The 21,260-nt window shown below is 68.3% G+C and carries 22 protein-coding genes; 14 read left to right on the forward strand and 8 right to left on the reverse strand.

All coding sequences use genetic code 11. The annotated features are described in order from the left end of the window. Positions 1-14 precede the first annotated feature (14 nt). The 3 genes from fliI to CFB45_RS17200 are packed head-to-tail and all read left to right on the forward strand — an operon-like array spanning position 15 to position 3,380. A complete protein-coding gene (gene fliI / locus CFB45_RS17190) occupies positions 15-1,535 on the forward strand; it encodes a flagellar protein export ATPase FliI (RefSeq protein WP_373558413.1) in 1,521 nt (506 codons plus the stop codon). Between the two features lie 5 nt (positions 1,536-1,540). Beyond that, complete coding sequence (gene fliJ / locus CFB45_RS17195; RefSeq protein WP_039353905.1) at positions 1,541-1,999, forward strand: flagellar export protein FliJ; 459 nt, start codon at positions 1,541-1,543, stop codon at positions 1,997-1,999. A 31-nt stretch (positions 2,000-2,030) separates the two neighbouring features. Next, positions 2,031-3,380 (forward strand): flagellar hook-length control protein FliK, encoded by a 1,350-nt coding sequence (locus CFB45_RS17200; protein ID WP_089426555.1) that lies wholly within the window; start codon positions 2,031-2,033, stop codon positions 3,378-3,380. 27 nt (positions 3,381-3,407) lie between these two features. Here CFB45_RS17200 and CFB45_RS17205 read toward each other — a convergent pair whose 3' ends face one another. Then, positions 3,408-5,048 carry a GMC family oxidoreductase gene (locus tag CFB45_RS17205; protein ID WP_089426556.1) on the reverse strand — a complete coding sequence of 547 codons (1,641 nt, stop codon included), beginning with the start codon at positions 5,046-5,048 and terminating at the stop codon, positions 3,408-3,410. Positions 5,049-5,264: 216 nt separating this feature from the next. On the opposite strand from CFB45_RS17205, the gene CFB45_RS38440 reads away from it, so the two are divergent. Next, complete coding sequence (locus CFB45_RS38440) at positions 5,265-5,729, forward strand: hypothetical protein (RefSeq protein WP_144025205.1); 465 nt, start codon at positions 5,265-5,267, stop codon at positions 5,727-5,729. A 39-nt stretch (positions 5,730-5,768) separates the two neighbouring features. After that, the gene (locus tag CFB45_RS17220; protein ID WP_089426558.1) at positions 5,769-7,211 is read left to right on the forward strand and encodes a coniferyl aldehyde dehydrogenase; all 1,443 of its coding nucleotides are present in this window, start codon (positions 5,769-5,771) and stop codon (positions 7,209-7,211) included. A gap of 79 nt (positions 7,212-7,290) precedes the next feature. On the opposite strand, the gene CFB45_RS17225 is transcribed toward CFB45_RS17220, so the two are convergent. Both CFB45_RS17225 and CFB45_RS17230 read right to left on the reverse strand, forming a co-directional pair. Continuing rightward, positions 7,291-8,313: a serine/threonine protein kinase gene (locus CFB45_RS17225; RefSeq protein WP_373452679.1), complete on the reverse strand. Its 1,023-nt coding sequence runs from the start codon at positions 8,311-8,313 to the stop codon at positions 7,291-7,293. A 58-nt stretch (positions 8,314-8,371) separates the two neighbouring features. After that, the gene (locus tag CFB45_RS17230) at positions 8,372-8,584 is read right to left on the reverse strand and encodes a hypothetical protein (protein ID WP_011353523.1); all 213 of its coding nucleotides are present in this window, start codon (positions 8,582-8,584) and stop codon (positions 8,372-8,374) included. 794 nt (positions 8,585-9,378) lie between these two features. On the opposite strand from CFB45_RS17230, the gene CFB45_RS17240 reads away from it, so the two are divergent. Further along, the gene (locus tag CFB45_RS17240; protein WP_089426673.1) at positions 9,379-10,260 is read left to right on the forward strand and encodes a DMT family transporter; all 882 of its coding nucleotides are present in this window, start codon (positions 9,379-9,381) and stop codon (positions 10,258-10,260) included. A gap of 302 nt (positions 10,261-10,562) precedes the next feature. Further along, positions 10,563-10,748 (forward strand): hypothetical protein, encoded by a 186-nt coding sequence (locus tag CFB45_RS17250; protein ID WP_011353526.1) that lies wholly within the window; start codon positions 10,563-10,565, stop codon positions 10,746-10,748. Between the two features lie 110 nt (positions 10,749-10,858). Here the strand turns inward: CFB45_RS17250 and mgrA are convergent, their stop codons facing one another. Further along, positions 10,859-11,902, reverse strand: coding sequence for an L-glyceraldehyde 3-phosphate reductase (gene mgrA / locus CFB45_RS17255; protein ID WP_089426561.1), 1,044 nt, complete (start codon positions 11,900-11,902; stop codon positions 10,859-10,861). Positions 11,903-12,095: 193 nt separating this feature from the next. On the opposite strand from mgrA, the gene CFB45_RS17260 reads away from it, so the two are divergent. Continuing rightward, positions 12,096-12,302 carry a DUF3185 family protein gene (locus CFB45_RS17260; protein WP_011353528.1) on the forward strand — a complete coding sequence of 69 codons (207 nt, stop codon included), beginning with the start codon at positions 12,096-12,098 and terminating at the stop codon, positions 12,300-12,302. Between the two features lie 148 nt (positions 12,303-12,450). Here CFB45_RS17260 and CFB45_RS17265 read toward each other — a convergent pair whose 3' ends face one another. Beyond that, a complete protein-coding gene (locus CFB45_RS17265; protein ID WP_089426562.1) occupies positions 12,451-13,224 on the reverse strand; it encodes a phytanoyl-CoA dioxygenase family protein in 774 nt (257 codons plus the stop codon). Between the two features lie 352 nt (positions 13,225-13,576). Between CFB45_RS17265 and CFB45_RS17270 the strand changes: the two genes are divergently transcribed. Then, a complete protein-coding gene (locus tag CFB45_RS17270) occupies positions 13,577-13,918 on the forward strand; it encodes a hypothetical protein (protein ID WP_089426563.1) in 342 nt (113 codons plus the stop codon). 136 nt (positions 13,919-14,054) lie between these two features. On the opposite strand, the gene metK is transcribed toward CFB45_RS17270, so the two are convergent. After that, positions 14,055-15,242: a methionine adenosyltransferase gene (metK, locus tag CFB45_RS17275; RefSeq protein WP_006482984.1), complete on the reverse strand. Its 1,188-nt coding sequence runs from the start codon at positions 15,240-15,242 to the stop codon at positions 14,055-14,057. Between the two features lie 265 nt (positions 15,243-15,507). Between metK and lpxL the strand changes: the two genes are divergently transcribed. Beyond that, the gene (gene lpxL, locus CFB45_RS17280; RefSeq protein ID WP_089426564.1) at positions 15,508-16,392 is read left to right on the forward strand and encodes a lauroyl acyltransferase LpxL; all 885 of its coding nucleotides are present in this window, start codon (positions 15,508-15,510) and stop codon (positions 16,390-16,392) included. Positions 16,393-16,411: 19 nt separating this feature from the next. Here the strand turns inward: lpxL and CFB45_RS17285 are convergent, their stop codons facing one another. Both CFB45_RS17285 and CFB45_RS17290 read right to left on the reverse strand, forming a co-directional pair. Then, positions 16,412-16,714 carry a HigA family addiction module antitoxin gene (locus tag CFB45_RS17285; protein ID WP_046544200.1) on the reverse strand — a complete coding sequence of 101 codons (303 nt, stop codon included), beginning with the start codon at positions 16,712-16,714 and terminating at the stop codon, positions 16,412-16,414. Between the two features lie 13 nt (positions 16,715-16,727). Further along, complete coding sequence (locus tag CFB45_RS17290; RefSeq protein ID WP_089426565.1) at positions 16,728-17,006, reverse strand: type II toxin-antitoxin system RelE/ParE family toxin; 279 nt, start codon at positions 17,004-17,006, stop codon at positions 16,728-16,730. A gap of 382 nt (positions 17,007-17,388) precedes the next feature. On the opposite strand from CFB45_RS17290, the gene dapF reads away from it, so the two are divergent. The 4 genes from dapF (at position 17,389) to CFB45_RS17310 (ending at position 21,250) form a co-directional block, all read left to right on the forward strand. Continuing rightward, positions 17,389-18,258 (forward strand): diaminopimelate epimerase, encoded by an 870-nt coding sequence (gene dapF / locus CFB45_RS17295; protein ID WP_089426566.1) that lies wholly within the window; start codon positions 17,389-17,391, stop codon positions 18,256-18,258. Positions 18,259-18,295: 37 nt separating this feature from the next. After that, on the forward strand, positions 18,296-19,024 hold the full coding sequence (locus tag CFB45_RS17300; RefSeq protein WP_089426567.1) for a DUF484 family protein: 729 nt from the start codon (positions 18,296-18,298) through the stop codon (positions 19,022-19,024). Between the two features lie 14 nt (positions 19,025-19,038). Beyond that, entirely contained in the window at positions 19,039-19,959 is a 921-nt protein-coding gene (xerC, locus tag CFB45_RS17305) for a tyrosine recombinase XerC (RefSeq protein ID WP_089426568.1), read from the forward strand. 76 nt (positions 19,960-20,035) lie between these two features. After that, entirely contained in the window at positions 20,036-21,250 is a 1,215-nt protein-coding gene (locus CFB45_RS17310; protein WP_089426569.1) for a class I SAM-dependent rRNA methyltransferase, read from the forward strand. Positions 21,251-21,260 lie beyond the last annotated feature (10 nt).

Below are 21,260 nucleotides of genomic sequence, written 5' to 3' on the forward strand. Positions count from 1 at the left end.
TCGCGCATGACGGCATGACGCCGCTGGAGCGCGAACTCGCGCTCGCGTCGTTCGGCCCGGACGCGCACAACGCCGCGCTGGACACCGCACCCACCACCCCGCATAGCACCGCTGCAGCGGCCGATACCTCCGACGCCGCGCCGCGCGCACCGCACAACCCGCATCTCGCACACTGGCGCACCCATTTGAACGGGCTCGCCGCGCGCAGCCAGCGCGCGCTGCCGCTGCGGCCGTGCGGGCGCCTGACGCGCGCAGCCGGCCTCGTGCTGGAAGCGATCGGGCTGCGCCTGTCGGTCGGCGCCGAATGCACGATCGAACTGCCGCCCGGCAGCACGCTGCCGCACGCGGAAGCGGAAGTCGTCGGCTTCGCCGGCGACCGCCTGTTCCTGATGCCGACCACCGACGTCGCGGGCGTGCTGCCCGGCGCACGCGTGTGGCCGCGCGAAAGCGCGCCCGTCGCCGATCCGCTCGCGGGCGCGAAGCGGCTGCCGGTCGGCTGGGAAATGCTCGGGCGCGTCGTCGACGCGTCGGGCCGCCCGCTCGACGGCCTCGGCCCGCTCGCGTCGAAGGTCGACGCGCCGCTGTCGGCGCCGTCGATCAACCCGCTCGAGCGCGAGCCGATCCACCACGTGCTCGACGTCGGCGTGCGCGCGATCAACGCGCTGCTCACCGTCGGCCGCGGGCAGCGGATGGGCCTGTTCGCAGGCTCCGGCGTCGGCAAGTCGGTGCTGCTCGGCACGATGGCGCGCTACACGAGCGCGGAAGTGATCGTGATCGGGCTGATCGGCGAACGCGGCCGCGAAGTGAAGGAATTCATCGAACAGATCCTCGGCGAGGACGGGCTCGCGCGCTCGGTCGTCGTCGCGGCGCCGGCCGACGTGTCGCCGCTGCTGCGGATGCAGGGCGCGGCCTACGCGACGTCGCTCGCCGAGTATTTCCGCGACCAGGGCAAGCACGTGCTGCTGCTGATGGATTCGCTCACGCGCTACGCGATGGCGCAGCGCGAGATCGCGCTGGCGATCGGCGAGCCGCCCGCGACGAAGGGCTACCCGCCGTCGGTGTTCGCGAAGCTGCCCGCGCTCGTCGAGCGCACCGGCAACGGGCCGGAGGGCGGCGGCTCGATCACCGCGTTCTACACGGTGCTGACCGAAGGCGACGACCAGCAGGATCCGATCGCCGATTCGGCGCGCGCGATCCTCGACGGCCACGTCGTGCTGTCACGCGCGCTCGCCGAGGCCGGCCACTATCCGGCGATCGACATCGAGGCGTCGATCAGCCGCGCAATGACCGCACTGATCGACGAAACGCATCTCGACCACGTCCGGCAGTTCAAGCAGATGCTGTCGCGCTACCAGCGCAATCGCGACCTGATCGCGGTCGGCGCATACGCGCCCGGCCGCGACGCGCAGCTCGACCGCGCGATCGCGCTCTATCCGCGCATCGAGGCGTTCCTGCAGCAGGGCTTTCGCGAATGCGCGCCGTTCGCGTCGAGCCTAGCCGGCCTCGATGCACTGTTCGACGCTTACGGAGGCTGATCCCGATGGCACACGGCTTTCCCCTTCAGTTGCTGCTCGACCGCGCGCAGGAAGATCTCGACTCCGCCACGAAGCAGCTCGGCACCGCGCAGCGCGACCGCACCGCGGCCGCCGAGCAGCTCGACGCGCTGCTGCGCTACCGCGACGAATACCACGCGCGCTTCTCGCAATCCGCGCAGCACGGGATGCCGGCCGGCAACTGGCGCAATTTCCAGGCGTTCATCGATACGCTCGACGCCGCGATCGCGCAGCAGCGCAGCGTGCTGGCCGCGGCCGAAGTCCGTATCGACGAAGCCCGCCCGAACTGGCAAAACAAGAAACGCACCGTCGGCTCGTTCGAAATCCTGCAGGCGCGCGGCGTCGCGCAGGAAGCGAAGCGCGACGCCCGGCGCGAACAGCGCGACGCCGACGAACACGCCGCGAAGATCCTGCGCATGCGGGCCGACGCGGCCCGTTCGTCGTAACCGACCACCGCATTCGAACGAGAGAACCGACATGCCTCCCCTGCCCCTGCTCGGCGCGCTGCTCGACACCGCCGGCACCGCACTCAAGGCCGCCCGCGGCGCGGGTTCGTCCAGCGCCGCCGGCACCGATGCCGCGACCGCGACGACCGCCGTGCCGTTCGCGCAGACGCTGAAGCAAAGTGTTACCACGCGTCGCGATGCGTCGAATGCCGGCGTGCCGGACGCGTCGACGCAACAGGCTTCGTCGAAGCCGGCCGCCGGCACGAAGCCGTCCGCCACCGAAGACGACGACACGACCGACGATACGACCACGACCGCCGCCACCAACCCCGACGCCGCCGCGCTCGCGGCGGCTGCGGCCGTGCAGGCGCAACTGCAGGCGCGCACGGACAACGCGATGCCGGCCGATGCGGCTGCCGCCGCGGCCGCTGCGCAAAAGACGGCCGTGTCCGGCCAACCCGATGCCACGGCCACGCTGGCGGATCACTCGGCCAAGGACGTTACCGCGGCCACCCAGGCCGCACCGGCGACGAGCCGCGACGTGCTGCAGGAGGCCCTCGCCAAGCTGACGGGCGGCGCGGGCGCGATCGCGATGCCCGCAGCCGGTACGACGGCGTCCGCCCCCGCCTCGACCGCGGCGACCGGCACCGCCGCGCCATTGACACCGAAGGTGCCGACCTTCGACCGCACGCTCGCCGACGCGAAGGGCGCGCTCGCCACCCAGCAAGCGCCGGTGCAAGCCACCGCGCAGGCGCTGCAGGCCAACGCGAACGCGCAGTCGGGCGAGCAGCACGCGCTCGCGGCAGCCAGCGACGCGGCGGACCCGGCCGCCAGCGCGACACTCGCGGCCGGCGCCACGGCGGCGGCCGCGGCCCAGGCGAACCTGCAGCTGTCGCCGGCCGCGGGGGCGATCGCCGCCGCGAACGCGCACGTGCTCGCGCCGCACATCAGCACGCCGGACTGGACGGACGCGCTGAGCCAGAAGGTCGTGTTCCTGTCGAATGCGCACCAGCAGAGCGCCGAACTGACGCTCAATCCGGCCGATCTCGGGCCGCTGCAGGTCGTGCTGCGCGTCGCGGACAACAACGCGCACGCGCTGTTCGTGTCGCAGCACGCGCAGGTGCGCGAAGCGGTCGAAGCCGCGCTGCCGAAGCTGCGCGAGGCGATGGAAGCGGGCGGGCTCGGGCTCGGCAGCGCGACCGTCAGCGACGGCGGCTTCGCCTCGCAACAGCAAAACCAGCAGCAGACCTTCGCCGGCGGCCAGCCGTCGCGGCGCGGCAGCGGCGGATCGTCAGCCGGCGATGCACCGGTCGGCGCTGCGCAATCCGCACCGGCCGCCGCGAGCGTGAGCCGCGCCGGCCTCGTCGATACGTTTGCCTGAGCATGGCCGCCGCCGTGCGCGCGCCGCTCAGCGGCCGTGCACCGCCGCGGCTGCCTCGCCGCGCGGCGCCGCGCCCTTGCGCGTGGCGACGATGAAATCCGCCGCGCGTTCGCCGATCATCACCGACGGCGCATTCGTATTCCCGCCGACCAGCGTCGGCATCACCGACGCATCCACCACGCGCAACCCTTCGACGCCGCGCACGCGCAGTTGCGGATCGACGACCGCGCGCGCGTCCGAGCCCATCCGGCAGGTGCCGACCGGGTGGTAGATCGTGTCGGCATGCTCGACGATCGTCTTGCGCAGCTCCGCTTCGCTCTGGTCAGCCCGCGTGTACAGCTCGCGCCCGCCCTGCGACGCGAGCGGCGCCTGCGACAGGATCCTGCGCATCGCCTGCGTGCCGCGCACGAGCAGGTCGAGATCGCGCGCATCGCTGAAGAAGCGCGGATCGATCAGCGGTGCGTCGCGCGCATCGCCGCTCGCGAGCGCCACCGTGCCGCGGCTGAACGGCCGCAGTGCGCACACGTGCAGCGAATAGCCGAAGCCCCAGTGCATCTTGCGGTTGTGGTCGTCCACGAGCGCCGTGCAGAAATGCAGCTGCAGGTCGGGACGTTCGAGCGACGGATCGCTCTTGATGAAGCCGCCGGCCTCCGCGACGTTGCTCGTCATCATCCCGGTGCGGCTCGAGAAATAGCGCGCGAGCGCGGGCGTCATCTTCGCGATCCCGCGCAGGCACACGCCGACCAGTTCCGATGAATTCACGCGCGTATTGATGATGAAATCGATATGGTCGATCAGGTTCGTGCCGACGTCCGGCGCATCCTGCACGACCGCGATCCCGTGCCGGCGCAGCTGCTCCGCCGGGCCGATCCCCGAGCACATCAGCAGTTGCGGCGAATTGAACGCGCCGGCCGACACGATTACTTCCGCACGCGCGTCGAGCGTCTCGACACGCCCGTTGCGCGCGAGCGCGACGCCGGCCGCGCGCTTGCCGTCGAACGTGACGCGCAGCACCGTCGCATCGGTGATCACATGCAGGTTCGGCCGGTTGCGGCCGTAGATATACGCGCGGGCGACGCTGCAGCGCGAGCCGTCGCGGTGCGTGACCTGGTAGAAGCCGACGCCTTCCTGCGTCGCGCCGTTGAAGTCGTCGTTCAGCGGATAGCCGGCCGCGTGCGCGGCCTGGATGAATCGTTCGGAGAACGGATTGCGAAAGCGCAGATCCGACACCGTGAGCGGGCCGTCCGCGCCGTGCCACGCATCGGCGCCGCGCGCGTTGCCTTCCGCGCGGCGGAAATACGGCAGCACGTCCTGCCAGCCCCAGCCGGTCGCGCCGAGCTGCGCCCATTCGTCGTAGTCGCCCGGGTGGCCGCGCGTGTAGATCATCGCGTTGATCGCGCTCGAGCCACCCATCCCGCGCCCGCGCGGCTGGTAGCCGCGCCGCCCGCCGAGGCCCGGCTGCGGCACCGTCTCGTAGCCGTAGTTCGTGCCGAGCTTGAACGGCACCAGCGCCGCGATGCCGACGGGCATGTTGACGAGCAGGTTGCGCTCCGTATGCGAGCCGGCCTCGATCAGCGCGATCGTCGCGTCGGGGCAGGCATCGGCGAGACGGCCTGCCAGGCTCGACCCGCCCGAACCGCCGCCGACGATGATGTAGTCGTATTGCATGTCACGTCTCCGTCGTGTCATGGAAGGCCGCCACGCGACCGCGTCCCCTCTTGTAATGTTCGGGCATTGTAGGAATGGCCGTCGCGCGCGCGGCGCGCCGATTCAAGAGCGATTCCTCTAAACGCTCGCGTGAACTAAATTTAAGATGTATCGATTCGCTTGGCGCGACGCGCCGGCCACGAGAAGCCGATCCGTCGCGCAACGGGAGTGACGACGATGCAGCGCCAGGTTCTGCAGGCCGCGTGCCGACCGGGTGATCCGGATGCGATGCGCGCAGCCCGCATTTCATTTCAAACGGCTGCCCGCGCGGGAATGCTTAACGTCATGCGCGCAGTCGGTCGAAATCGAACGGCACGTGTCGTCGCCGACCGTTTGGATGGTTTGCCGCCGCAGCGGCACGGTGCACTGCGGCACGATTCGACTGACCTGTCGCGCTGCCCCGCTTCGGTGCGCCGGCAGGCGCTCACGGCGCAGCGACGCGTGCCTGTCGGCAGTCACATCGCGCCGCACATGCATGTGCCACAAAGCAGTTTCCGGATGCACACACCGTCGCGCGGATGCGACGCCCGCTGCACGCTTCAACCGGTTTTCGAGCACACGTCGCATCCGGCCCCGTGCCGCGCGACCCGCACCACCCCGATCCGCGTCGCCGCGCTCGCCGAGCGTGCGCATGCGGCGTGACGGCCGGCCGACCCGCCTGGCCCAACTGGAGGAGACGACATGAAGAACGACCTGCCCGAACTGGCCCCGCAAGCCCTGCCGTCGGTCGATGCGCTGACGGCGCTGCTGCGCGACCAGCGCGCGGCCTACCTGCGCGCGCCGTATCCGGCATGGGAAACGCGCGTGCAGCACCTGCGCGCGCTGCGCACGATGCTGATCGACCATGCGGATGCCCTCGCCGAAGCGATCAGCGCCGATTTCGGTCATCGCGCGAAGCAGGAAGTGCTGCTGTCGGAAATCTGGATGGCGAAGGAAGAGATCGACGACGCGCTCAAGCACGGCAAGCGCTGGATGAAGCCGATCCGCAAGCCGATGAACAAGTGGCTGCGTCCGGCGCGCGCGAAAGTGATGCCGCAGCCGCTCGGCGTGGTCGGCATCGTCGTGCCGTGGAACTATCCGGTGCTGCTCGCGGCCGGCCCGCTGATCTGCGCGCTCGCGGCCGGCAACCGCGCGATCATCAAGATGTCCGAACTGACGCCGCGCACGTCGGCGCTGTTCGAGCAGCTCATTGCCAAGACCTTCACGCGCGACCACGTCGCGGTCGTGAACGGCGATGCGGAAGTGGGCGCCGCGTTCAGCGGGCTGCCGTTCGATCACCTGCTGTTCACCGGCTCGACGCACGTCGGCCGCCACGTGATGCGCGCAGCCGCCGACAACCTCACGCCCGTCACGCTCGAACTCGGCGGCAAGTCGCCGGCGATCGTCGGCCCGAACGCGCGCTTCGATGCGGCGGTCGACGCGATCGTCGCGGGCAAGACGCTAAACGCGGGCCAGACCTGCATCGCGCCCGACTACGTGCTGCTGCCGCGCGGCATGGAAGCCGCGTTCATCGAGCGCGCACGCGCCCGGTTCGCGAAGCTGTATCCGGACCTGTCGGCCAACGGCGACTACACGACGATCGTGTCGCCGCGCCACTACGCGCGGCTGCAGCAGCTCGCGAGCGACGCGCAGGCGGCCGGCGCGCAACTGCATCCGCTGTCCGACGCGCAATCCGATCCCGCATCGCGCCGCTTCGTGCCGTGCGCGGTCACGCAGGTGCCGGCCGCGTCGCAACTGATGCAGGAGGAAATCTTCGGGCCGCTGCTGCCGCTCGTGCCGTACGAACGGCTCGACGAAGCGATCGCCTACGTGAATGCACGCCCGCGTCCGCTCGCGCTCTACCTGTTCGACGAGGACGGCGGCACGATCGACCGCGTGATGCGCGAAACGATCTCGGGCGGCGTGTCGATCAACGAAACGCTGATGCACATCGCGTGCGGCAGTTTGCCGTTCGGTGGTGTCGGGGCGAGCGGCATGGGCGCCTATCACGGCTACGACGGCTTCGTGACGTTCTCGAAGATGAAGCCGGTGCTCACGCAGGCGCGCCTGAACACGCGCAACCTGCTCGCGCCGCCGTACGGCAAGCGCTTCGCCGCGCTGATCAAGCTGATGCTGAGGTTCTAGGCGAAACGGGAAACGGGCCGCGCGCAGCGCGCCGCGGCCCGCACCGGCATGCCGCGCGGCGACGGTGCCGCGCGCGCCGTCACACGGGCCAGAGCGGCCCTTCCTGCATCGCGCCGATCTGCTCGCGCAACTCGAGCACGCGCGCTTCCCAGTAACGATGCGTGTTGAACCACGGGAACGCGGCCGGAAATGCGGGATCGTCCCAGCGCCGCGCGAGCCATGCGGCGTAGTGGATCAACCGCAGCGTGCGCAGCGCTTCGACGAGATGCAGTTCGCGCGGCTCGAATTCGCAGAAATCCTCGTAGCCGGCCAGCAGGTCCGCCAGCGCGCGCGACGCGCCTTCGCGATCGCCCGGCAGCAGCAGCCACAGATCCTGGATCGCGGGCGCCATCCGGCTGTCGTCGAAGTCGACGAAGTGCGGGCCGGCATCGGTCCACAGCACGTTGCTCGGATGACAGTCGCCGTGCGTGCGCAGCAGGCGGATCTCGCCCGCCCGCCCGAACGCGGCCTCGACGCCTTCGAGCGCGAGGTTCACGGCCGTCTCGTACGCAGGCCGCACATCGTCCGGAATGAAATCGTGCGCGAGCAGATAGTCGCGCGGCTCATAGCCGAACGTCCTGATGTCGAGCACGGGGCGCGCGACATACGGCTGCGTCGCGCCGACCGCATGGATCCGGCCGATGAAGCGGCCGAGCCATTCGAGCGTGTCACTGCGATCGAGATCGGGCGCGCGGCCGCCGCGCCGCTCGAAGATCGAGAAGCGGAAGCCGTCGAACGCGTGCAGCGTGCGGCCGTCGAAGGTGCGCGCGGGCACCGCCGGAATCTCGCGCGCGGCGAGTTCGGCGACGAACGCGTGCTCTTCGAGGATCGCTTCGTCCGACCAGCGTGCCGGACGGTAGAACTTCGCGACGACCGGCGGGCCGTCTTCGATACCAACCTGATAGACGCGGTTTTCGTAGCTGTTGAGCGCGAGCAGGCGCCCGTCGGTGCGCAGGCCGGCCGGTATCAGCACGCTGTCGAGCGCGTCGAGCACGCACTCGGGCGTGAGTCCGGCGAACGGCGGGCCGGCGGGAGAAGCGGGAGCGGAAGTGACGTCTTTCATGCCCCGCATTGTGCCGCCAGCCGGGCTGAAAGACGAGCGCCCGGTGCGATGGTGGCGCTTAGTGAAGCGCCGCGCCGGCCGGCAGTACCGATTCGCCGGTGTCGATCAGGTCCTCGAGAAAGAACGGCTCGGTGTTGAGTTCCTTGGACTCGCCCGGTACGCCCGCGTACCAGGTCACCATGGCCATGTCGCCCAGGACGCGCTGGACGATGCCGCGCGCGCCCTTCGGCACCGCGATATGGGTAGTGCAGACAATCGACCCGACATGCATGATGGTTCCCCACTCTTGAATCTTGAAACCCGGCCCGCTGGGGGCCGGCAAATGCACGATCCGCGCGCTCTCGTCGGAGCGTTGCGCGTAATCCCATTGTTCACGGTTTATCGAAGCACGAAAAGAAGAAGAAGCAGGCGAAGTGCCGCGAATTCGTCGAATGTCTCCAATCAACCACTGCGCCGGGGTAGACGCTTGCCCGCCCGGTTACCCCCATCATACCCTGTCGAATGTGACTGCCCGCCGAATCCCCGGCATCACCGCGGCGCGCACGTGACGGACGCGCCGGGCGCACCGTGAATCCGGTATCGGGTCACCCGGCAATTTCGCGCGACTGCGATTGCCGAATCACGCGACGCCGTCATCACCTTCCCCCTGCCTCGAACGCAGCCCGCACAGCAACGGTTGCTCACGCATCGCCCTCCCACCTTCGCCCTGCGATGCGCCACCGACATGTGTTGCATCCGATGCAGGCCTTGCGTTACCTTTGATGCTCATTCGCGTTCAAGCGCATTCCGACACGATGCATCCGCTCACGTCCGCCCTCGCAAAATCCCGGCCGCAGTTCGACTCGCGGCCGCAGGCGTGCGCGCATCCGTCGGTCCTTCCTCCTCCTGTCGCACCGCCGCTCGTCGGCGCCGCGCCGCCCCCTCCGGCGGCACGCGCCGGCTGACCAGCCGGCTTTTCGTTTCGTCTTCCATTCGCCCGCAGGCCCGCATTCGTGCGTCGTGACGTACGGCGTGTTGCTGCGCGCGCGGATGGAACATTCCGATCCGTTCGACAGGTGGATTCACATGGTTTCGTTCAAACGCGCGCTCGCCGCGCACGGCGCAACGTCGCTCTTCGTACTGCTGTGGAGCAGCGGCGCGATCTTCGCTGAACTCGGGCTACGTCACGCCTCCGCGTTCGTCTTTCTCACCGCACGTTTCGCACTGGCATCGCTCGTGCTGCTCGGGCTGGCCCTCCTGCGCAAGCGCTGGCTGCCACCGCGCGGCGAACGGCGCATGGCCGCGCTGACCGGCTTGCTGATGATGGGCGGCTATTCGATCTTCTACCTGCTCGCGCTCGAACGCGGGATCGCGCCGGGCGTGCTCGCGACGATCCTCGGCGTACAGCCGATCCTCACGCTCGCGATCGTCGAGCGGCGCTGGCAGCCCGTGCGCATCGCGGGGCTCGCGCTGTCGCTGGCCGGTCTCGCGCTCGTCGTGTTCCGCGGCACAGGAGACGGCGGCCTGTCACTCGCGGGCATCGCGTGCGCGCTCACCGCGCTCGTCGCGCTGACCGCCGGCTCGTTGCTGCAAAAGCGCGTACGTGCGGCGCCCGCCGACGTGCTGCCGCTGCAGAATGCGATCGGCCTCGCGCTGTGCGTGGCGATCGTGCCGTTCCGGCCGGTGTCGTTCGACCTGAGCTGGGCCTTCGTGATCCCGCTGCTGTGGCTCGGCATCGTGATTTCGGTGATCGCGCAACTGCTGTTCTACCGGTTGATGCAGCGCGGCGATCTCGTCAACGTGACGAGCCTGTTCTATCTCGTGCCCGTCGTCACCACGCTGATGGATGCCGCGTGGCTCGGCAACCGGCCCGAGCCGCTCGCGCTCGCCGGCATGGGCGCGATCATCGCGGGGCTCGCGCTCGTGTTCCGCGCGCCGGCCGCCCGCGTGCAACCCGACCGCGCATGAGCGGGCGTGCCGCCGCGCCCGCGGGGGCGGCGGCACGCATCGGACACATACGACGAATCCGCAAAAATCGAAAGGCGCGAGAAAGATACGCGCAAGGCATTCGTCCAACTTGCGGGAAAAGTGCGCGATTCACGGGGCTTTCCGCTGATTTTTAATGGTTCGGATAGCGAAAAGCGCTGCCGGTTGCCTATACTCGAATTGACCGCCCCGCTCGCAATCGGGCCGGAACCATACTAGAAACACCCGGCATGGGGCCGGAGCAAGCGTGCACGCGCCCGCTCCGGTCGACCTTGGAGACACGCATGACGACCTACTTCACGATCGGCGACTTCATCCTGTTGATTCCGATGGCGCTGGCCGGAGCGCTATTTCTCGGCGCCGTGCCGTGCGCAACCGAATTCCGCCATAACCTGCTGCGCGTGCTGGGCGTCATTCTCGGCGTCGGCGTCGCGGTATTGCTCGTCGAAGGCCTGCCTGCGCTAATTTAGCGGCGCGCCTCCCGTGCGTGACGTGCATCGCTGCACTGCAGCGATGCGATGTGCCGCGCACAAGCCATTGATACGGCAGGCGATGTTTCGCATGCCGTATCGACTGCCGGTCAGATCGCCTGATCGGTGGACGGCTTTTCCCACAGATTGATGCCGCCTTCCGTCGCGTAACGATCGATCTCCGCGAGCTCTTCCGCCGAGAATTCGAGGTTCTTCAATGCGCCGACGTTTTCACGCACCTGCTCCGCGCGGCTCGCGCCGATCAGCGCGGACGTCACGCGGCCGTTGCGCAATACCCAGGCGAGCGCCATCTGCGCGAGGCTCTGCCCGCGCCGTTCGGCGATCGCGTTGAGCTTGCGCACATGGTCGAGGTTGTCCGCGCTCAGGTGATCCTGCTTCAGCGAGCCGCCGCCCGGCTTGTTCACGCGCGCGTCGGCCGGCACGCCGTTCAGGTACTTCGACGTGAGCAGCCCCTGCGCCAGCGGCGTGAACGCAATGCTGCCCGTGCCGATCTCGTCGAGCGTGCCGAGCAGTTCGGTTTCGACCCAGCGATTCAGCAGGTTGTACGACGGCTGGTGGATCAGCAGCGGCACCTTGTACTGCGCGAGCAGCCCGGCCATCTCGCGCGTCTTCGCCGCCGAGTACGACGAAATGCCGATGTAGAGCGCCTTGCCCTGCTGCACGGCGGATGCGAGCGCGCCCGCCGTTTCCTCGAGCGGCGTGTGCGCGTCGAAGCGGTGCGAATAGAAGATGTCGACGTAGTCGAGCCCCATCCGCTGCAGGCTCTGGTCGAGGCTCGCGAGCACGTACTTGCGCGAGCCGCCGCCGCTGCCGTACGGCCCCGGCCACATGTCCCAGCCGGCCTTCGTCGAGATCAGCAGCTCGTCGCGATACGGCCGGAAATCTTCCTTCAGCAACCGGCCGAAGTTGGTTTCCGCGCTGCCGTACGGCGGCCCGTAGTTGTTCGCGAGGTCGAAGTGGTTGATGCCGAGGTCGAACGCGGTGCGCAGGATGTCGCGCTGCGTCGAGATCGGCGTCGAGTCGCCGAAGTTGTGCCACAGGCCGAGCGACAGCGCGGGCAGTTTGAGCCCGGATTTGCCGCAGGTGCGGTATTGCATGTCGGCATAACGTTCGGAAGCTGCTTCGTAGGCCATGAGTCGGTTCCGTCAGGACATCGGGAGAAGGGACGCGCGCCGGCCGCGCTTGCGGCGCGGCGGCGGCGAAGGAGTCATACAACGACTATGGTAGCGAAAGCGGCCGGAACGCGCTCGCCGGCGCGACGATGGACGCGGCCGCGGCCGTCGCCTACACTGCGGCGTCTCGAATCACCGTTTCTGCGAGGTTGGTATGTCCCGGGTCATCTCGGTTGCGCTGCTCGTCGGCGGCGTCGTGCTGCTGTATTTCGGCGGCCAGTCGTTCCATTCGATCAACGACAACGTGTCGCGCTTCTTCACCGGTTCGCCCGCGACGAAGACGATCCTGCTGATCGTGGGCGGCGCCGTCGCATCGTTCATCGGCCTGATCGGCCTCGCGATGCCGGGCGGCAAGCGCTGAGCGCGCAGCCGCGCGATGCACGCACGGCCCCGTCATACGCTCGGGCCGCGCCAAACGCAACGGGCGGCCAGGCCGCCCGTTGTTCCATGCATCCGCGATGCGCTGCATCGCGTCATCACCGCGGCCTTGAAGGCCGCCCGCTGCGCGCCTAGAACGGCACTTCCGATTTCGATGCCGAGCGCGTGCCGGGCACCGGCCGGTTGCTCGCACCGTGATACGTATACACGAGCGAGAACTTCACCTGGTCGGAACGGTTCTGCCCGGCCGAATGCAGCGTGTTGCTGTGGAAGAACACGACGTCGCCCGTCTGCAGCGACGGGCACGTGGCCGCATCGATCATCTTCCGGTTCTCCGGCAGGTCGCTGCGGAAGAACTTCGCATCGTCGAACGCCTCGGGCCCGAATTCGGCCGTATGCGACCCCGGTACGAGCCACAGTGCGCCGTTCTCGTTCGTTTCCGGCCCGAGCGCGAGCCACACCGACACCATGTCCGGACGCTCGAACGACCAGTAGCGGAAATCGCGATGCCAGCCGGTCAGGCTGCCGTACGCGGGATGCTTGGTCATCATGCAGTTGTGATGCGCGCGCGACAGCACCGGTTCTTCGCCGAAATACTCGCGCATCCACGCGCCGATTTCGGGTGCGATCGCGCGCTCGGCGAAGGCCGGATCACGCGCGTACGCGTCGAGCAGCCGCCGCACCGTATGCCCGCCCGGCGCATGCTTGGACTCGGGCGCGCCCGGGTAGCGCAGGTCCGCCTCGAACTCGATCGGCTCGGCCGCCTCCCGCAACTGGCGCTCCGCGACCTGCCTGAGCGCCGCGCACTGCTCGTCGCTGACGAGGCCACGCGCGACGACAAAGCCGCGCTCGCGCAATTCCGCGACTTGCGCGCGGATCGATTCCGACTGCAATGGAGACGACATGGGATGCCAGACGCTTATTGTGTGAATGTGACGATTGTAAATCGGCGCCGGATGCCGCGAACAGCACCATTGTCGTGCGCAGGGGCATGCCAATCGCGAATTTGATCCGGCTCAAGGGAACTGTGCGGCGCGGCGCCGGCCTCAGCGACAGGCGGTATGCGGCACACGCCTTGTGGCACAAGGGTTTATCGCGACTTTTGCCCGTCATGAATCCCCTGTAGCCTGTCGCGGCCTGTCAATTCTGGCGGGCGCGGCGTGCAGCGGGTTTCGGTAAGATCCGTTGCGCAATCCGAGGCCGTTCATACCAGTGCGCTCCCAAGGGCGCCATCCATACAAGCGAAGCATCGTTCACATGCCATTCCGTCTGACTTCCCGTCTCAGCCGCGCTGCGAAGCGCGTCGTGCCGCCCGCTCCTGCCCGCTCGCTGCGCCATCACCGCGCACGCACGCAGGCGCTGGCCGAGCGCACGCCCGCCCATAGCCGGCTGGACGGCATCCGTGCGTGGTTCCACGCATTTTTCTCGATGATGAGCACGCAAGCGTTCTCGCGCCGTGCCGGCCTGCGCTCGCTGCTGCAGAAGCCGTCGTCGCTGCGCGCGCTCGCGCTGCGCCGCACGCTCGGCCCGCAGCGCCGCGTCAACCGCCCGCGCCGCCTCGCGGCCAGCAACGGCTGGTTCGGGTTCGGCGCACGCTGAGCACACGCCGGCGGGCACCGCCGCGCGACGATCGCCGTCGCGCCGCTGCCCGCGCCGTTGCCCGATCGCCGCGGCGATCGGAACGCATAAAAAAACCCCGGCAATGCCGGGGTTTTTCATTTGAGGCGAACGACGCTTACGCGACGCGTGCCGTCGGCTCGACGCCGGCCGCTTCGGCCAGCGCGAGCGCCTTGTCGGTCGCTTCCCACGAGAATTCCGGCTCTTCGCGGCCGAAGTGGCCGTAAGCCGCGGTCTTCTCGTAGATCGGGCGCAGCAGGTCGAGCATCTTGATGATGCCCTTCGGACGCAGGTCGAAATGCTCGCGCACGAGCTTCGTGATCACCGCATCCGACACGCGGCCCGTGCCGAACGTGTTGACCATCACCGAGGTCGGCTCGGCCACGCCGATCGCGTACGACACCTGGATCAGCGCGCGCGACGCGAGGCCGGCGGCGACGATGTTCTTCGCGACGTAGCGGCCTGCGTATGCAGCCGAACGGTCGACCTTCGACGGATCCTTGCCCGAGAACGCGCCGCCGCCGTGCGGGGCGGCACCGCCGTACGTGTCGACGATGATCTTGCGGCCGGTCAGGCCGCAGTCGCCCTGCGGGCCACCGATCACGAATCGGCCGGTCGGGTTCACCAGGAACTTGATGTCGCCCTTGATCAGGTCGGCCGGCAGCGTCGGCTTGATGATTTCCTCGATCACGGCTTCGCGCAGCGCCGGCAGCTCGATGTCCGGTGCGTGCTGCGTCGACAGCACGACGGTGTCGATCGAATCGGGCTTGCCGTCGACGTAGCGGACCGTCACCTGCGACTTCGCGTCCGGGCGCAGCCATTGCAGGCGGCCGTCGCGGCGCAGGCTGGCCTGGCGCTCGACGAGGCGGTGCGACAGGTAGATCGGCAGCGGCATCAGTTCCGGCGTTTCATCGCACGCGTAACCGAACATCAGACCCTGGTCGCCCGCGCCCTGGTCGAGGTTGTCGTCGTGTGCGCGATCGACGCCCTGGGCGATGTCCGGCGACTGCTTGTCGTACGCGACGAGCACCGCGCAACCCTTGTAGTCGATGCCGTAGTCGGTGTTGTCGTAGCCGATGCGCTTGATCGTGTCGCGCGCGATCTGGATGTAGTCGATGTTGGCCGTCGTGGTGATTTCACCGGCCAGAACGACGAGACCCGTGTTGCACAGCGTTTCCGCCGCTACGCGGGAATATTTGTCCTGCTCGAGGATGGCATCGAGGATCGCGTCCGAGATTTGGTCCGCGACTTTGTCCGGATGGCCTTCAGAGACGGATTCGGACGTGAAGAGATAATCGTTTGCCACTTTTTCAGGCTCCTGTGTGGTTACGGTTGGTTTCACGTAGCCAGCTTCGTTGGGCCTGAAGCGGCGACGCTTTAGCGGATTACCAGGACCGGGCAGCGCGTGTCACGCTAACCGGCTTCGCCCCGCAAGTTGTCAGTTAACTCGGCGAAGCCCGTATTATAGCGGCTTTCCTGAATTGTCACAGAGCGCCGCCCGTGCTGCATCTTCCGCTGTCTCACCACCCTGTTTGCAAAGCGCCGGCCAGCCGGTCCCACGGAGGTTTCGCATGCTAGGTCGTCTAGCCACGCACCTCGCCATTGGCTTGCTGAAACTGCTCGCCCTGTTGCCGTACGGCCTGACCGCACGGTTCGGCGATGGTCTCGGCTGGCTGCTCTACAAGATCCCCAGCCGGCGAAAGCGCATCGTACACACCAATCTGAAACTCTGCTTCCCTGACTGGAGCGACGAACGCCGCGAGGAAATTGCCGGGCAGCATTTCCGCCATGCGATCCGCAGCTACGTCGAACGCAGCGTGCAGTGGTTCGGCTCGGAGAAAAAGCTCGCGAAGCTGATCCAGGTCGACAGCGCGGTCGACCTCGACGATCCGGACCTGCCGCCGACGCTGTTCCTCGGCCTGCATTTCGTCGGCATCGAGGCCGGCTCGATCTGGCTGAACCGTTCGCTGCATCGCCGCTGCGGGTCGCTCTACCAGCCGTTCTCGAACGCGGTGCTCGAGGAAGAGGCGAAGAAGGCGCGCGGGCGTTTCGACGCCGAGATGGTCGGCCGCGCGGACAGCGCGCGCGTCGTGCTGCGCTGGCTGCGCGACCGCAAGCCGGTGATGCTCGGCGCCGACATGGACTACGGGCTGCGCAATTCGACGTTCGTGCCGTTCTTCGGCGTGCCCGCGTGCACGCTGACGGCGGTCGGCCGGCTCGCGAAGACGGGCCGCGCGCAGGTCGTGCCGTTCATCGGCGAGGTGCTGCCGAACTACAAGGGCTACCGTCTGAAGGTATTCAAGCCGTGGGATCACTACCCGACCGGCGACGACGATCTCGACGCGCGGCGGATGAACGCATTCCTCGAGGAACAGATTCCGCTGCTGCCCGAGCAATACTATTGGGTCCACAAGCGCTTCAAGACGCGCCCGAACGGCGAGCCGAGCCTGTACTGAGCCATGCTCGCGGGCGCGTTCACGTGCGTGCCCGCGCTCTCGCTATCTTGGGCACGCCTTTCGCGCGCGCCTGCCACAAGTCGTAAGCGGATTGCTGGGCGAGCCACAGATCCGCGCGACCGCCGTTCTCCTCGCCAAGCCACGCCTCGATGCGCAACGCCATTTCCGGCGAGATCCCCGCATGACCATGCAGAATGCGCGACAACGCCGCACGCGTGACGCCGAGTTGCGCCGCGGCCTCGGTGACGGTCAGGCCGAATGCCGGCAGCACGTCGTCGCGCAGCGCTTCGCCCGGATGCGGCGGATTGAAGATGCGAGTCATCGCTTGAATCACCTCAGTGGTAGTCCTGGTAATCAACCAGGACGGCATCGGCGCCGTCGAAACTGAACGTCAGACGCCAGTTGCTGCTCACGCTCGCCGCGAAATGGCCGTCCAGTCCACGGGCAAGGCCGTGAAACCGCCAGCCCGGCACGTTCATGTCGAGCGGCCGGCTCGCGACGTCGAGACGTGCAAGCTGGCGTCGTAACCTTGGCGCATGGTCGGGCCGGATGCCGGCCTTGTTCCCGCTCGTGAAAAACGCTTCCAGCCCCTTGTGCTGCCACGACTTGATCATGGATCTCCCACGTTCGAGTCGCGATGTCGACAGCATGGCCCATGCGTATAGCCACACTATACGAATCGCTTGATTGCCTTGTCAATTTGACCTGTACGAAAGTACGCGTCCACGCCATCCCGTGTTTTCGCCAAACCCTGCTGGCACCACGACAGGCCCGTCACACCGCATCAATCTGCCCGTCTATCGCACACGCGACCAGTCGACCGATCGACAGATGCGCCCCATTTCGCCCCCACCCGCCCCCGCCCGCGCAGGACGCCCCTGTCGGCTGCATGTATCATTTGCGGTTGAGATCAGCACGACGAACGAGGCCGCCCGGCATGGCGCGGCGTCGCGCACGCCGCGCTGACCGCTTGTTCGCCATGGAAATCCGGACCCAGTGAAACTCTCGTTCACCAAGATGCACGGCGCGGGCAACGACTTCGTCGTGCTCGACGGCTATTCGCGCGCATTGCCGCCGCTCACCGAAGCGCAGGTGCGTGCGCTCGCCAACCGCCACTTCGGCATCGGCGCCGACCAGCTGCTGCTCGTCGAGAAACCGACCGTCGACGGCGTCGATTTCAAGTACCGGATCTTCAATTGCGACGGCGGCGAAGTCGAACACTGCGGCAACGGTGCGCGCTGCTTCGTGAAGTTCGTCAGCGACCGCGGCCTGACCGACAAGCGCAGCGTGCGCGTGCAGGTGATGAAGGGCCTGATCACGCTGACGATGCAGGACAACGGCGAAGTCGTCGTCGACATGGGTGCGCCCGTGTTCACGCCGGCCCAGGTGCCGTTCGACGCAGCGGGCCTCGACGGCCGCACCGAGGGGCGCGACACGCTGTGGCCGCTCGACGTCGGCGGTGCGACGCGCTGGATCTCGACGGTCACGATGGGCAACCCGCACGCGGTGCAGGTCGTCGACGATGCCGAAGCGTATCCGGTGCTCGAAGAAGGCCCGCTGATCGAGCACCACGCGCGCTTCCCGGAGCGCGTGAACGCCGGCTTCATGCAGATCGTGTCGCGCAGCGAAGTGAAGCTGCGCGTGTACGAACGCGCGGCGGGCGAGACGCTCGCGTGCGGCACCGGCGCGTGCGCGGCGGTCGCGGCCGGCATCCGGCGCGGCCTGCTCGATTCGCCGGTGACCGTGCACACGCACGGCGGCACGCTGACGATCAGCTGGGACGGCGCGCGCGACGAAGCCGCCGCGCTGATGATGGCCGGGCCCGCCACGACCGTGTTCGAAGGCGAGATCGACCTGCCCGCCTGACCCTGCAACGTCCTTGATAACTGAACGCTCCCGCCACATGAACGATCGCGAAGTCGCCGACTACCTGCTCGCCAATCCCGAATTCTTCGCGCAGCACGCCGAACTGCTCGCGACGATCCGCCTCGCGAACCCGCACGGCAAGGCCGCGATCTCGCTGCAGGAGCGGCAGATGGAGATGCTGCGCGACAAGAACAAGCATCTCGAGCGCCGGCTCGCCGAACTCGTGCGCTACGGCCACGAGAACGACAGCCTGTCCGCGAAGTTCAGCCGCTGGACCGCACGCGTGATCGCGGAACGCGATCCGTACGCGCTGCCGCGCACGATCGCCGACGGCATCGCCGAAGTCTTCGACGTGCCGCAGACGGCGCTGCGCGTGTGGGATGTCGCCGACACCTACTCGCAAGCCGACTTCGCGCGCCAGGTCGGCGAGGAAGTGCGCCTGTTCACGAACGGGCTGTCGACGCCGTACTGCGGGGCGAACACGGGCTTCGAGGCCGCGCAGTGGCTCGCGCCCGCGGTCGCCGCCCCGGCCGCGAATGCGGCGGAAGGCGCGGAAGCCGCGTCTTCCGCCGGCGACGGCTCGGCCGCTTCGGTCGCGCTGCTCGCGCTGCGTGCGCCGCTCGCCGGCAACGATGCGCCCGCGTTCGGCCTGCTCGTGCTCGGCTCGCCCGACCCGCGCCGCTTCCACGACGGGATGGCCACCGACTTCCTCGCGCAGATCGCGACGCTCGCGAGCGCCGCCCTCACGCGCCTGCTGCCGCACTGATCCTGCCGCACGCGATGACAGACGATCCGATCGCCGCCTACCTGTCGAACCTGAAGCACGTCAGGCAGCTGTCGGAACACACGCTGCGCGGCTACACGCACGAACTCGACGAGCTGAAGAAGCTCGCGAACGGCCGGCCGCTCGACGCGCTGACGGCCGCCGACATGCGCGGCGCAGTCGCGCGCGCACATTCGGGCGGGCTGTCCGCCCGGTCGATCTCGCACCGGCTGTCCGCGTGGCGCGCGTTCTACCGCTGGCTCGCGCAGCGCGTCGAGATGCCCGCGAACCCGGTCGCCGCGGTGCGCGCACCGAAACGCGCGAAGACCTTGCCGAAGGCGCTGTCGGTCGACGATGCATCGGCGCTGATGGACGCGCCGCTCGCCAACACGACCGAAGGCATCCGCGATCACGCGATTCTCGAGCTGTTCTATTCGTCGGGACTGCGCCTTGCCGAGCTGATCGGTCTCGACGTGATGTACACGCAGGCCGACGGCTACCGCTCGACCGGCTGGCTCGACCTCGCCGAAGCCGAAGTCACCGTGCGCGGCAAGGGCAACAAGGAGCGCAAGGTGCCGGTCGGCCGCAAGGCGATCGATGCGCTGAATGCATGGCTCGCGGTGCGCGGCGAATTCGTGAAGCACGATCCGCATCCGCTGTTCGTGTCCGTGCGCGGCAACCGGATGTCGCCGGGCGTCGTGCGCGAGCGCGTGAAGCGCGCGGCACTCACCGCGGGCATCCCCGCCAACGTTCATCCGCACGTGCTGCGCCATTCGTTCGCCACGCACGTGCTGCAGTCGAGCGGCGACCTGCGCGCGGTGCAGGAGCTGCTCGGCCACGCGAGCGTCTCCGCGACGCAGGTCTACACGTCGCTCGACTTCCAGCATCTCGCGAAGATTTACGACAGCGCGCACCCGCGCGCGAAGAAGCGCGACTGACGCGCGTCCCGTGTTACCCGCCGCGCGCGGCGACCGGCCACGGCCGGCTTCGCGCACGGCCCATTTCGATCTCATCATGCAAACCGTCACCCTCAAGCCGTCCAAGGAAAAATCGCTGCTGCGCCGCCATCCGTGGATCTACGCCAATGCGATCGACCGCGTCGACGGCAAGCCCGCGCCCGGCGCGACCGTGATCGTGCGCGCGCACGACGGCCGCTTCCTCGCGCGCGGCGCGTACAGCCCGCAATCGCAGATCCGCGTGCGCGTGTGGAGCTTCGACGAGAACGAGCCGATCGACCACGCGTTCTTCAAGCGCCGCGTGCAGCGCGCGGTCGCGCACCGCACGACGATGGTGTCGGGCACGGGTGCGGTGCGGCTCGTGTTCGGCGAAGCCGACGGGCTGCCGGGGCTGATCGTCGACTATTACGTCGCGGACACCGCCGAAGCCGGCGCCGCGCCGCGCGGCCAGCTCGTCTGCCAGTTCATGGCCGCGGGCGTCGAGGCGTGGAAGGACGCGATCGTGAAGGCGCTCGTCGGCGCGACGGACTGCCCGAACGTGTACGAGCGCTCGGACGTATCGATCCGCGACAAGGAAGGGCTCGAACAGACGACCGGCGTGCTGGCCGGCGATGCGCCGCCCGCGACGCTGATCTCGACCGAAAACGGCGTGCGCTATCACGTCGACGTACCGAACGGCCACAAGACGGGCTTCTACGTCGACCAGCGCGACAACCGCGCGCTGGTGGCGCAGTACGCGGCCGATCGCGACGTGCTGAACTGCTTCTGCTACACGGGCGGCTTCTCGCTCGCCGCGCTCAAGGGCGGCGCGAAGCGTGTCGTATCGATCGACTCGTCGGGCGATGCGCTCGCGCTCGCGCAGCAGAACGTCGTCGCCAACGGCTTCGACGCCGAACGCGCGACCTGGCTCGACGCCGACGCCTTCAAGACGCTGCGCCGCCTCGTCGACGAAGGCGAGCGTTTCGACCTGATCGTGCTCGATCCGCCGAAGTTCGCGCCGACGCGCGACAGCGTCGATCGCGCGGCGCGCGCATACAAGGACATCAACCTGAGCGGCTTCAAGCTGCTGCGTCCGGGCGGCCTGCTGTTCACGTACTCGTGCTCGGGCGCGATCGACATGGACCTGTTCCAGAAGATCGTCGCGGGTGCGGCCGCCGACGCGAAGGTCGACGCGCGCATCCTGAAGCGCCTCGGCGCGGGCGTCGATCACCCGCTGCTCGCCGCCTTCCCGGAAGGCGAATATCTGAAGGGCCTGCTGTTGCAAATCGTCTGATCGCCCCGAT

The organism is Burkholderia sp. HI2500 (assembly GCF_002223055.1).
GTDB lineage: Bacteria > Pseudomonadota > Gammaproteobacteria > Burkholderiales > Burkholderiaceae > Burkholderia.

Excerpts from the sequence above, each read along its gene's own strand:
- fliI (WP_373558413.1), top strand. The coding sequence starts at position 15 with ATGACGCCGCTGGAGCGCGAACTCGCGCTCGCGTCGTTCGGCCCGGAC.
- fliJ (WP_039353905.1), top strand. The coding sequence starts at position 1,541 with ATGGCACACGGCTTTCCCCTTCAGTTGCTGCTCGACCGCGCGCAGGAA.
- CFB45_RS17200 (WP_089426555.1), top strand. The coding sequence starts at position 2,031 with ATGCCTCCCCTGCCCCTGCTCGGCGCGCTGCTCGACACCGCCGGCACC.
- CFB45_RS17205 (WP_089426556.1), bottom strand. The coding sequence starts at position 5,048 with ATGCAATACGACTACATCATCGTCGGCGGCGGTTCGGGCGGGTCGAGC.
- CFB45_RS38440 (WP_144025205.1), top strand. The coding sequence starts at position 5,265 with ATGCAGCGCCAGGTTCTGCAGGCCGCGTGCCGACCGGGTGATCCGGAT.
- CFB45_RS17220 (WP_089426558.1), top strand. The coding sequence starts at position 5,769 with ATGAAGAACGACCTGCCCGAACTGGCCCCGCAAGCCCTGCCGTCGGTC.
- CFB45_RS17225 (WP_373452679.1), bottom strand. The coding sequence starts at position 8,313 with ATGAAAGACGTCACTTCCGCTCCCGCTTCTCCCGCCGGCCCGCCGTTC.
- CFB45_RS17230 (WP_011353523.1), bottom strand. The coding sequence starts at position 8,584 with ATGCATGTCGGGTCGATTGTCTGCACTACCCATATCGCGGTGCCGAAG.
- CFB45_RS17240 (WP_089426673.1), top strand. The coding sequence starts at position 9,379 with ATGGTTTCGTTCAAACGCGCGCTCGCCGCGCACGGCGCAACGTCGCTC.
- CFB45_RS17250 (WP_011353526.1), top strand. The coding sequence starts at position 10,563 with ATGACGACCTACTTCACGATCGGCGACTTCATCCTGTTGATTCCGATG.
- mgrA (WP_089426561.1), bottom strand. The coding sequence starts at position 11,902 with ATGGCCTACGAAGCAGCTTCCGAACGTTATGCCGACATGCAATACCGC.
- CFB45_RS17260 (WP_011353528.1), top strand. The coding sequence starts at position 12,096 with ATGTCCCGGGTCATCTCGGTTGCGCTGCTCGTCGGCGGCGTCGTGCTG.
- CFB45_RS17265 (WP_089426562.1), bottom strand. The coding sequence starts at position 13,224 with ATGTCGTCTCCATTGCAGTCGGAATCGATCCGCGCGCAAGTCGCGGAA.
- CFB45_RS17270 (WP_089426563.1), top strand. The coding sequence starts at position 13,577 with ATGCCATTCCGTCTGACTTCCCGTCTCAGCCGCGCTGCGAAGCGCGTC.
- lpxL (WP_089426564.1), top strand. The coding sequence starts at position 15,508 with ATGCTAGGTCGTCTAGCCACGCACCTCGCCATTGGCTTGCTGAAACTG.
- CFB45_RS17285 (WP_046544200.1), bottom strand. The coding sequence starts at position 16,714 with ATGACTCGCATCTTCAATCCGCCGCATCCGGGCGAAGCGCTGCGCGAC.
- CFB45_RS17290 (WP_089426565.1), bottom strand. The coding sequence starts at position 17,006 with ATGATCAAGTCGTGGCAGCACAAGGGGCTGGAAGCGTTTTTCACGAGC.
- CFB45_RS17300 (WP_089426567.1), top strand. The coding sequence starts at position 18,296 with ATGAACGATCGCGAAGTCGCCGACTACCTGCTCGCCAATCCCGAATTC.
- xerC (WP_089426568.1), top strand. The coding sequence starts at position 19,039 with ATGACAGACGATCCGATCGCCGCCTACCTGTCGAACCTGAAGCACGTC.
- CFB45_RS17310 (WP_089426569.1), top strand. The coding sequence starts at position 20,036 with ATGCAAACCGTCACCCTCAAGCCGTCCAAGGAAAAATCGCTGCTGCGC.